This is a genomic window from Kitasatospora sp. NPDC004799 (assembly GCF_040609095.1).
Taxonomy (GTDB): Bacteria; Actinomycetota; Actinomycetes; order Streptomycetales; family Streptomycetaceae; genus Kitasatospora.
Genome location: NZ_JBEXJK010000316.1, coordinates 1 through 9,617, shown reverse-complemented (window position 1 = coordinate 9,617; position 9,617 = coordinate 1). Strand labels below are relative to the sequence as shown.

The window sequence follows — 9,617 nt, the reverse complement described above, 5'->3', positions numbered from 1 at the left end:
ACCGAGGCCCCGCCGCCCGCCGTCGAGCCCGCGCGCCCGAGCCCCGCCCCGGTACGGCCGGCGCCCGCCCCCGTACGGCCGGCCCCGCAGGCCGACCCGGTGGCCGTCCAGCCCGCCAAGCCCGTCGCACCCCGCCCGGTCAGCCGGCCGGCCGAGGCCGTCGAGACCCAGGACGGCCCGCCCTGCCCCCGGTGCGGCACGCCCAACCTGCCCGAGCGGAAGTTCTGCCGCCGCTGCGCCGCACCGCTCACCCTCACCGCGGCCGCGCCCGAGCTGCCCTGGTGGCGCACCCGGTGGCCGTTCCGCCGCCGGGTGCGGATCGGCGGCTCGGGCAACGCGCTGCGCCGCACCATCGCGCTGCTCGCCCTCGCCGCGGTGGTCGTCGCCGGCATCCTGCTGTACCCGGCCGGCCGGGTGGTCTTCCAGGACGTGCTGGACAAGCTCCGGAGCACCGCGTCGATCACCCCCTCGGCCACCTCGGCGAGCGCCGCCGTCGAGGGCCACCCGGCCGCCCTGGCCGACGACGGCCTCAGCAACACCTACTGGGGCGCACCCGCGATCGGGGACTCCGTCACCTTCTCCTTCCGCACCCCGTTCCGGCTGGTGGACCTGATCGTCCACACCGGCGACTCGGTGGACCCGCAGCACTTCCGGCAGCAGGGGCGGCCCACCGTCCTCACCCTGGAGGTCACGGAGAAGGACGGCGAGGTCCACACCCAGCAGGTCTCGCTCAACGACCAGCCGGGCCCGCAGACCGTGCCGACCGGCATCAGCGACGTCACCCAGGTCAGGCTCACCGTCCGGGAGGCCGCCGGAACCGGCCCGGACCGCGCCATCGCGCTCTCGGAGGTGGAGTTCTTCAAACGCACCTGAGCCGTCGGCGGGCGGCCGGCGCCTCGCCGGCCGTCGCCGACCCGTGGTCGGGAACAGGGGGACCGATGGCGTACCGGATCCACTTCACGGCCGAGGACCTGGCCCGGACCCGGCCGGCCGACTCGATGCCGTTCGCCGAACTCATGGCCGCGGCACGGGCGTTGCAGGAGCGGAGCCGCGCGGCGCGGCTGGACCCGTGGCGGCGCGGCGTCCTGGGCCGGCTGCCCGACCGGGCCCGGATGGCGCTGTCGCTGGTGCCGGCGGACGGCTGGGGGCCGACCTTCCTGATGCCCGCGGTGGCCGGAAGCCCGGAGGAGCTGCTGGAGCGGGTCCGGGCGACTCCGCGCCGGATCGTCGCGGCGGAGCTGGCCGCGATCGCCGAGCACCAGCCCGTGCCGCGGTGGGCCCGCCACCTGGCGGAGGACGCGGCCCTGCGGGAGGAGCTCGGCGCGAGCGTCGGCGTCCTCTACGAGCACCTGGTCGGCCCCTACTGGTCGGGGATCACGGACTGCTACGCCGCGGACCGCGCCGTGCGGATGCGGCAGTTCCTGGGCGGGGGCGTCGAGTTGCTGCTCGCCGGCGCCGATCCCCGGTGGATGCGCTGGAAGCCGCCGGTGCTGGAGGTCCGCAGCGACGTGGACCACGACCTGCGGCTCCGGGGGCAGGGCGTCCTGCTGGTCCCCTCGGTGTTCGCCAAGCGGGTCATGGTCAGCGACGACACCCACGGCCTGCCCCGGCCGGTGATCACCTACCCCGTGGACGACGGCACCCTGGCGGAACGGCCGGCCCTGTTCGGCCCCGACCGGGCCGCGCCGGGGCCGGGGACCGGGCCGTCCGCCCTGTCCGCTCTGCTCGGACGCACCCGGGCCGCCGTCCTGCGGGCGGTCGTCCGGCACCCCGGCTGCTCGACGAAGGAACTGGCCGCCCTCGCCGGGATCACCCCCTCCAGCGCCAGCGAGCACGCCACCGTGCTGCGCGAGTCCTCGCTGATCAGCACCTCCCGGTACCGCAACACCGCCCTCCACAGCCCGACCGCGCTCGGCGCCGGCCTGCTCGGCGACGAGCCCGATTCGCCCGGCTCCGGCCGGAGTCGAGCGGTGCGGCCGTGATTCGGTCCAGGCCGAATCACGTCGAGCGGCGGTGCGGCGGCCCCGGAGACTGAGGGCACCGGGCGCCGAACCCGCCCGGGTCACGACGTCACCTCAGGAGGTCCCCATGCGCTTCGCCCGCAAGGCCGGCATCGCCCTCGCGATCGGCTTCGCCGCCGTCACCACGCTCCTCGCCCCCGCGGCGAACGCGATGGTCGAGCCGGCGCCCGCCGACTGCCCCAAGTACTACTTCTGCGGTTACGCGGACAGCAACTTCCACGACCTCGCGTTCAAGTTCAAGGACTGCTACCTGCAGGAGATCCCCGACGGCCTGAACAGCGGCGGGTCCTGGTACAACAACCAGTCCGCCGGCACCCGGGCGAAGATGTACGGCAAGTCGAAGAACCTGATCTACACCACGCCCGGCGCCCCCTCCAGCGACCGCTACGGCGACTGGGGCCCGGTCTGGTACATCGACGCCTGCTGATCCTCGTCGCGTCGGGCCGGGTGCGGCGTACGCACCCGGCCCGTCCTGAGGCGGGCCTCAGTCCTCGGCGGGGCGGATCGCGCAGGCCAGGACGCCCGGGATCCGGGCCAGTTCGACGGTGAGGGCGGAGAGGTCCCCGCGGCCGTGCAGGGTGATGGACACCTCCGCGACCCGCTCGTCGTCGGCACCGCCGCCCTCGTCCGGCGGCGCGGCCCGGTCGACGGTCGCCAGCTCGGCGACCGAGAACCCCTCGGCGGTGATCCGGGCGAGCAGCAGGCGGAGCAGGCCGCGGCCCTCGGTGTAGGTGACGTGGCAGCTGACCGGGCGGGTGCCGAGCCTCGGCAGCCGGTGGGTGAGGGGCCGCAGCACGTAGCCGACGAAGAAGTAGGCGGCGGTGGCCGCGGTGGCGAGCAGCGGCAGTCCGGCGGCGGCCGCGGTGCCGATCGCGGCGGTCAGCCAGACCGTGGCGGCCGTGGTCAGCCCCCGGATCGAGCCGCGCTGGACGAATATCACGCCGGCGCCGATGAAGCCCAGGCCGGAGACGATCTGGGCGGCCATCCGGGACGGGTCCACGGTGACCACGCCGTTCTCGACCACGTCGCTGAAGCCGTACTTGCTCACCAGGGTGAAGAGCGCCGCTCCGAGGCCGACGACCGTGTACGTGCGCAGCCCGGCGGCTTTCTGTCTGATCTCGCGTTCCAGGCCGATCGCGCTGGCCAGGACCAGCGCGATGGCGAAGTCGGTGAAGTGCAACCACCCTTGGCCGAAAGGATCGTTGACCGCGTTCAGCGTCCTCAACTCCTCCTGCCGTCGCATCGTCCCGCCCGCCGGGGAGGCCGGGCACCGGGGGGGCCGGGCACCGGGGGGGCCGGGCACCGGGCCCGGTTCGGCGCAGCGGATGCCATTGAGCGTACGGCTTATCGGACGATCGGACCGGCGCTCGAACGGGCCGACTTGACGGTCGAGGGGTGGAGCGGAGGCGAACCGACGGCGCGTCGGAACGGCGGCTCCGCCCGGTGCGCGCCCGTCGCCCCGGCCCGGGCCCCGGGCCGGGGGGCTCACGCCGGGGCGACGGGCGCCGGGGGAACGGCCCGCAGCCGGTAGGCGTCCCCGTCGGCGCGGACCAGCCCGGCGGTGGGCGGGGCGAAGTGGGTGCCGAGCAGCAGGGTGTCCGTGCCGGCGAGCGAGGCGAGCAGCGCGCGGCGGGTGGCCTCGGACCGCCGCGGGTCGATGTCGACGCAGGCGCCGAGGGCGGGGCGGGCGAGCTGCACCGGGTGGTGGACGCAGTCGCCGGTGATCAGCGCCGTCCGGTCCCGGCCGGTCAGTTCGACGGCGACGTGCCCCGGGGTGTGGCCGGGGGTGGGGAGCAGGCGCAGGCCGGGGAGGAGCCGCAGGCCCTCGGCCGGGACGTCGACCAGGTCCAGCAGCCCGGCCCGTTCGACCGGGAGCACCGAGTCTTGGAACATCCGCTCGCGCGCCTCGTCCATGGCGTACCCGGCCCAGAACTCGCGTTCGGCGCGGGCGGTGACGTACCGCGCGCCGGGGAAGGTGGGCACCCACGCGCCGTCCACCGCCCGGGTGTTCCAGCCGACGTGGTCGGCGTGCAGGTGGGTGAGGACCACCAGGTCGACGGCGTCCGGCGGGAATCCGGCGCCGGTGAGGCGCTGGAGGTAGTCGGTGCGCAGGTCGTGCCAGGCCGGGTTGGCCCGTTGCTTGCCGTTGCCGATGCCGGTGTCGACGAGCACGCGCAGCCCGTCCAGGACGACGGCGAAACTGTGGCTGTCCAGGCGCAGCACGCCGTCGGTGTCGGCGAAGGCGGGCCGCAGCCAGTCGTGGCCGGCCACCACCTCGGGGGTGGCGTCGGGCAGCAGCCACGGCCCGGTCGCGGGCGGCAGCGGGACCTCGTCGATGCGGTGGACGGTGAGGTCGCCGACCGTCCAGGAGGGGGTGGGGGTGCCGGGCACGGGGCGCTCCTTCGTCGTAAAAGCCATTCGTTTGCGTTAGCGCGACCGTAGAACCTACAGTCGCGTTAACGCAAACCCTTGGCTTTAAGTGGAGGTCGCGCTTCCGAGCCGCCCCCGCCGTGCCGCCCACGACCAGGAGCGCACCCGTGTCCTTCGCCGAACTCACCCCGCCCGAGGCGGCCCGCTGGGCCGCCCGGGCCGGACTCGACCTGCCCGCCGAGCGCCACGCCGCGGTCGCGGCCACCGCCGAGCACATCCGCTCCGTCGTCGCGGTCCTGCGCGAGCTGGACTTCGGGGACACCCCGCCCGGCGCCGCCTACCGCGCGGGAGGGGAGAACCCCGATGCGGCCGTATGAGCTGACCCTCGCCGCCGCCGCGACGGAGATCCGGGACCGGCGGCTGTCCCCCGTGGAGCTGGTCGACTCCGTCCTCGGCCGCATCGACCGGGTGGAGCCGCACCTCGGCGCGTACGTCACCGTCGCCGCCGAGCAGGCCCGCGAGGCGGCGCGCGCGGCCGAGCGGGAGATCGCCCGGGGCCGGTACCGGGGGCCGCTGCACGGCGTCCCGGTCGGGCTCAAGGACCTGATCGACGTCGCCGGAACGCCGACCACCGCCAGCTCCCGGGTCCGGGACGGCCACCGGGCGGCCGCCGACAGCACCGTCGCCGCCCGGCTGCGCGCCGCCGGGGCCGTCCTGGTCGGCAAGACCCACACCCACGAGTTCGCCTACGGCCTGACCACCCCGCAGACCGGCAACGCCTGGGACGGTGGCCGGGTCGCCGGCGGCTCCAGCGGCGGCTCCGCCGTCGCCGTGGCCGCCGGGGCGGCGACCTTCGCCCTGGGCACCGACACCGGCGGGTCGATCCGGGTGCCCGCCGCGCTGAACGGGGTCGTCGGCCTCAAGCCCACCTACGGGCTGGTGCCCCGGCACGGCGTCACCGCGCTGTCCTGGTCGCTCGACCACGTCGGCCCGATCACCCGCAGCGTCGAGGACGCGGCCCTGGTCCTGGCCGCCCTCGCCGGGCACGACCCGCGCGACCCGGCCTCGGTGGCCGCCCCCGCCGTCGACTACCGGCCCGAGCGGGAGCCGGACCTGACGGGCGTGCGGGTCGGCGTGCCGGGCAACCACTACGTGGACCACGTCGACCCCCAGGTGGCGGCCGCCGTCCACGGCGCCGTCGAGCAGTTGGAGGCGCTCGGCGCCCGGCCCGTCGAGGTGGAGATCCCGATGGCCCGCTACCTCCTGCCCACGCTCTGGGGGCTGGTGGCGCCGGAGGCCACCGCCTACCACGCGCGCACCCTGCGCACCGTCCCGGAGCTGTACCAGGCGGACGTCCGGGTCCTGCTGGAGGCCGGCGAGCTGATCGGCGCGGTCGACTACCTGCGCGCCCAGCGCGCCCGGACGCTGATCCGGGAGGCGTGGGCGCGGCTCCTGGCGGAGGTCGACGTGATCGCCGCCCCGACGGTGCCGACCACGGCGGTCCGGGCCGGGCAGGAGGCGGTCGACTGGCCGGACGGCACGCGGGAGAGCGTCTCGGACGCCTACGTGCGGCTCTGCGCCCCGGCCAACGTGACCGGCCTGCCCGCCCTCTCCGTCCCGGCGGGGCAGGACGCGGCGGGGCTGCCGATCGGCCTGCAGTTGCTCGGGCGGCCGTTCGACGAGCGGACCCTGCTGCGGGTGGGGCACGCGTTCGAGCGGACGCAGCCCGCGCGGGCGCTCGCGCCGGTGCTCCGAGCGCGGGGGCTCCGAGCGCGGGGGCTCTGAGCGCGGGGGCTCCGAGCGCGGGGGCTCCGAGCGCGGGGGCTCGACGGTCCCCGGGTGGCTCGACGGCGCCCGACTTAACGCAAAGGCGAGGCTTTAAGATGACGGTATGAGTCCTCGGCAGATGGTCCGCCCGGGCGGGCGCAGCGCCCGGGTCCAGGAGGCGGTGCACGCCGCGGTGCGCGAGCTGCTCGCGGAGGTGGGCCGCGAGGCGCTCACCGTGCCGCTGGTCGCCCAGCGGGCCGGGGTCACCCCGTCCACGGTCTACCGCCGCTGGGGCGACCTGGCCGAGCTGCTGTCCGACGTCGCGGTGGAGCGGCTGCGCCCCGACACCGAACCGGAGGACCGCGGCGGCCTGCGCGCCGACCTCACCGCCTGGGCCGAACAGTTCCTCGACGAGATGGGCTCCCCCTCCGGCCGCGCCTACGTCCGCGACGCCCTGCTCGGCGACCTGGACGGCGGCAACGCCGGCCGGTGCTCGGCCTACGCCGCCGACCAGCTCGCCCTCGTCCTCGCCCGCGCCCGGGCCCGCGGCGAGGACGCCCCCGAGGTCGAGACCGCCATGGACCGGCTCGTCGCCCCCCTGATGTACCGCATCCTCTTCCGCCCCGCCGGCCTGGACACCGCCTACGCCCACCACCTGGTCACCACCCTCCTCGCCACCCCCGCCCGACCCGTCGGCACGGCGTGAGTAGGCTCGGGGCGTGGACGACCGGATACCGAGGATCGTGGCGGAGCTGCCGGGCCTGAAGAGCTTCGAGGGCGTGTGGGCGCTGGCCGGCGAACGGGTCGCGCAGGGGGACGCCGCCTTCGTCGCGGACCTCGGCATCGCCCTCGCCAGGAGGTACGGAACCCGGGGCCGGGCGTGGCAGTTCAGTGGTGTCCTCGACCGGCTGCTCCGGCTGTTGGCCGGCACCGCCGGCGCCGAGAACGCCGCCCAGGCGCTGCGGCTGGTCGCCACGGCCGAGGTCACGAGCAGGGAACTGGACCGCTCCACGGCCTCGCTGCTGGCCTCCGGCCAGGAGCCGGCGGACCTGGCCGCGGCGTTCACCGGCCGCGCCTCGGAGGAGCTCCGGGCCTGCCTGGTCCACGAGTTGGTGCTCCGGGGCGTGGCCGTCGCGGAGCTGCCGCGGATCTCGGCCTGGGCGACGTCGCCGCACTGGCGCCACCACCCCCTGGGCTGGCTCCCGCTGACGGCGTCCGCCATGGAGGCGCGCGCCGATCTGCCGAGCTACGGTCCCGTCGTCAGCAGCCACGCGATGCCGTTCGGAGTGCTGGAGGGCCACCGCGCCGCGGTGGTCGCCGGCGCACGCGTCCCGTCGGCGCGGGAGGCAACCACCCCGGCCGCCGACGCGGCGATGGCCACGGCCGTGGCGGGCTGGCTGGAGGAGTCCAACGGACGGGTCGAGGCGCGGGTCTTCGACTTCGGCGAACCGCTGGCCGCCGAAGCGGTCCCGAACGCGCTCCTCGCGCTGGGGCTGGACTGCCTGGGCGGCGTGGGGCGTTCGTGGTCGGTCGACGCCGGTCCGCCGGCCCTGGCGTGGCGCGTGCTCTTCGCCGCGGCGTCGACGGGAGGGGCGTACTTCCGCGGTGTCCACGGCGCCTACGGGCGTCTGGCGGCCTGGCGGTCCATGGCCGCGCTGGCCGGGTGCCCGGAGGGCGCCACCGCCGTCGAGGTCGAGGCGCGGGTGCGGGACTGCACCTGGTACGGCTTCGACGCCGGCACGACGTGGTTCGAGCAGGTCGCCTGGGACTTCGGCCTGGCCGCCCTCGCCCCGGACCGCCGCCGCCTGGCCGTGCTGGCCGCGACCGACACCGACTGACGGGGGCCGGGCGGGCCACCGTTCTGCCCCGGCCCCCGACGGTGCGGGAGTCGAGGGGGCGTCAGCGGCCGTCCATCAGGCGGTACATGCCGACGGAGTCGTGGGTGGCGGTGTCCGCGAAGCCGAACTTCTCGTAGAGGAAGCGCGCGGGGCCGTCGGCGATCAGCGAGACGTACGCGGTGGCGGGGGCCCGGCGCTCCAGTTCCTCGGTGAGCGCGGCCATGATGCGCTTGCCGAGGCCGTGGCCCTGGTGCGCGGGGTGGACGCAGATGTCGGTGACCTGGAACGCGGTGCCGCCGTCGCCGATGATCCGACCCATGCCGATCGGCTCGCCCTCGTGGAGGAGGACCACGCCGTACCAGGTGTTGGGGAGGGCCAGCGCGACCGCCTCGGGGGCCTTGTCGGAGAGGCCGGCGTCGGTGCGCAGGCGACGGAAGACCTCGACGGTGGGCACGCCGGGACGGATCTCGTAAGGGTCGACTATCGAGTGCATGGCTTACATGCTACCCGTACGGCTTCGCCGCCCGGCGGCCGGTCCGGACCGTTGCTATGACTGGCTTCGAGCCCTTCCGTCCGGCTCCCGTCCCCGAGGAGGCGTCCTCATGGGCGCTGCGACCGCTGCCAGAGCCGTAGCCGCTGCCACCGCTGGAACGACCGACACCGACGCGCCCGAGGGGGCCGCGCCGTGAGCGCGTTCCCGGAGCGGGTCGAGCGGGGCTTCGCGGCCGCCCGGCGGCTCGCCGACGCGGCGCTGCGGGACGGCGACCCGGGTCACGACGGGCCGCACCGGCAGAGCGGTGTCCTGGTGCCGCCCGAGTACACCGCGCAGGGCGGCGAGCACTCCCACCAGCGCACCGAGTGCCTGATGGAGGCGTGCGGCGGGGACGTGCTGGCGGTCGAGCTGCGCTTCCTGCGGGTCCGGCGGCACGCCGTCGAACGGGCCAACGCCGCCGGCTTCGAGTCCGTGGAGCGGCTGGAGCTGGCGGGCCGGGACCTCGCGGCGTGGGACGAGGGCGTCGAGGAGCGGGTCGAACTGGTCCTTCCCGTCGCGGAGTTGGCCGGGAGCGGGGTGCACCGCCCGTTCCGGCTGCCCGGCGTCGGCGAGACCGGGCTGGTGCACGAGCACGGCACCGTCGTCGGCCGGCTGGTGCGGCGGCGCGAACAGGTCGACGGCCTGCTCTGGCTGCGGGGCGAGGAACTGCCCGGTCCGTACCGGGCGTGGCGGTTGGTCGTGGAGGTGGAGAACACCTCCGCCTGGCGGCCGCCCCGGCGGGCCACCCGGGACGAGGCGCTGCCGCGCTCGCTGGTCTCCGCCCACCTGCTGCTCGGGCTGGAGCACAACGGTTTCCTGTCGGTCACCGACCCGCCCGCGTGGGCCCGCCCGGCCGTCGAGCGGTGCCGCAACGAGCGCACCTGGCCGGTGCTGGCCGGGCCGGACGGCGAGCGCCGGGTGGTGCTGTCCTCACCGGTCGCCCTGGTGGACCACCCGGGGATCGCTGCGGAGGGCTTCGGCGCCCTGGACGAGGCCGCCGAGGCCACCGGGGCCGACGAGCCCCCGGCCCCGCGGACGGACCTGCGGGCGGTCGCCCCGACCGGGGAAGGGGGAGCGGAGGAGCGCGTC

At 76.1% G+C, this 9,617-nt stretch carries 10 protein-coding genes and 1 pseudogene; 8 read left to right on the top strand and 3 right to left on the bottom strand.

Annotated features, from left to right (window positions below; all coding sequences use genetic code 11):
- The 3 genes from ABZW03_RS30195 to ABZW03_RS30185 all read left to right on the top strand — a co-directional run.
- On the top strand, positions 1-873 hold an 873-nt coding region (locus ABZW03_RS30195; protein WP_355265154.1), incomplete at its 5' end, for a zinc ribbon domain-containing protein.
- Positions 874-938: 65 nt separating this feature from the next.
- Complete coding sequence (locus ABZW03_RS30190; RefSeq protein ID WP_355265151.1) at positions 939-1,982, top strand: helix-turn-helix domain-containing protein; 1,044 nt, start codon at positions 939-941, stop codon at positions 1,980-1,982.
- 106 nt (positions 1,983-2,088) lie between these two features.
- On the top strand, positions 2,089-2,448 hold the full coding sequence (locus ABZW03_RS30185) for a hypothetical protein (RefSeq protein WP_355265148.1): 360 nt from the start codon (positions 2,089-2,091) through the stop codon (positions 2,446-2,448).
- A gap of 57 nt (positions 2,449-2,505) precedes the next feature.
- Here ABZW03_RS30185 and ABZW03_RS30180 read toward each other — a convergent pair whose 3' ends face one another.
- Positions 2,506-3,264, bottom strand: a complete 759-nt coding sequence (locus ABZW03_RS30180; protein ID WP_355265145.1) for an MgtC/SapB family protein — start codon at positions 3,262-3,264, stop codon at positions 2,506-2,508.
- A 242-nt stretch (positions 3,265-3,506) separates the two neighbouring features.
- Entirely contained in the window at positions 3,507-4,412 is a 906-nt protein-coding gene (locus ABZW03_RS30175; protein ID WP_355265142.1) for an MBL fold metallo-hydrolase, read from the bottom strand.
- A 146-nt stretch (positions 4,413-4,558) separates the two neighbouring features.
- Here ABZW03_RS30175 and ABZW03_RS30170 point away from each other — a divergent pair, with 146 nt between their 5' ends.
- The 4 genes from ABZW03_RS30170 to ABZW03_RS30155 all read left to right on the top strand — a co-directional run bounded on the left by ABZW03_RS30170 (position 4,559) and on the right by ABZW03_RS30155 (position 7,996).
- Positions 4,559-4,768: a hypothetical protein gene (locus ABZW03_RS30170; protein ID WP_355265139.1), complete on the top strand. Its 210-nt coding sequence runs from the start codon at positions 4,559-4,561 to the stop codon at positions 4,766-4,768.
- Entirely contained in the window at positions 4,755-6,176 is a 1,422-nt protein-coding gene (locus ABZW03_RS30165) for an amidase (RefSeq protein ID WP_355265136.1), read from the top strand. The genes ABZW03_RS30170 and ABZW03_RS30165 overlap by 14 nt, the downstream gene beginning before the upstream one ends.
- 106 nt (positions 6,177-6,282) lie before the next feature.
- Entirely contained in the window at positions 6,283-6,864 is a 582-nt protein-coding gene (locus tag ABZW03_RS30160; protein WP_355265133.1) for a TetR/AcrR family transcriptional regulator, read from the top strand.
- Positions 6,865-6,877: 13 nt separating this feature from the next.
- Entirely contained in the window at positions 6,878-7,996 is a 1,119-nt protein-coding gene (locus ABZW03_RS30155; protein ID WP_355265130.1) for a DUF6183 family protein, read from the top strand.
- Positions 7,997-8,057: 61 nt separating this feature from the next.
- On the opposite strand, the gene ABZW03_RS30150 is transcribed toward ABZW03_RS30155, so the two are convergent.
- Entirely contained in the window at positions 8,058-8,489 is a 432-nt protein-coding gene (locus ABZW03_RS30150; RefSeq protein ID WP_355265127.1) for a GNAT family N-acetyltransferase, read from the bottom strand.
- 192 nt (positions 8,490-8,681) lie between these two features.
- Between ABZW03_RS30150 and ABZW03_RS30145 the strand changes: the two are divergent.
- A pseudogene (locus tag ABZW03_RS30145) lies at positions 8,682-9,617 on the top strand (hypothetical protein); the annotation flags it as partial.

Excerpts from the sequence above, each read along its gene's own strand:
- ABZW03_RS30190 (WP_355265151.1), top strand. The coding sequence starts at position 939 with ATGGCGTACCGGATCCACTTCACGGCCGAGGACCTGGCCCGGACCCGG.
- ABZW03_RS30185 (WP_355265148.1), top strand. The coding sequence starts at position 2,089 with ATGCGCTTCGCCCGCAAGGCCGGCATCGCCCTCGCGATCGGCTTCGCC.
- ABZW03_RS30180 (WP_355265145.1), bottom strand. The coding sequence starts at position 3,264 with ATGCGACGGCAGGAGGAGTTGAGGACGCTGAACGCGGTCAACGATCCT.
- ABZW03_RS30165 (WP_355265136.1), top strand. The coding sequence starts at position 4,755 with ATGCGGCCGTATGAGCTGACCCTCGCCGCCGCCGCGACGGAGATCCGG.
- ABZW03_RS30160 (WP_355265133.1), top strand. The coding sequence starts at position 6,283 with ATGAGTCCTCGGCAGATGGTCCGCCCGGGCGGGCGCAGCGCCCGGGTC.
- ABZW03_RS30150 (WP_355265127.1), bottom strand. The coding sequence starts at position 8,489 with ATGCACTCGATAGTCGACCCTTACGAGATCCGTCCCGGCGTGCCCACC.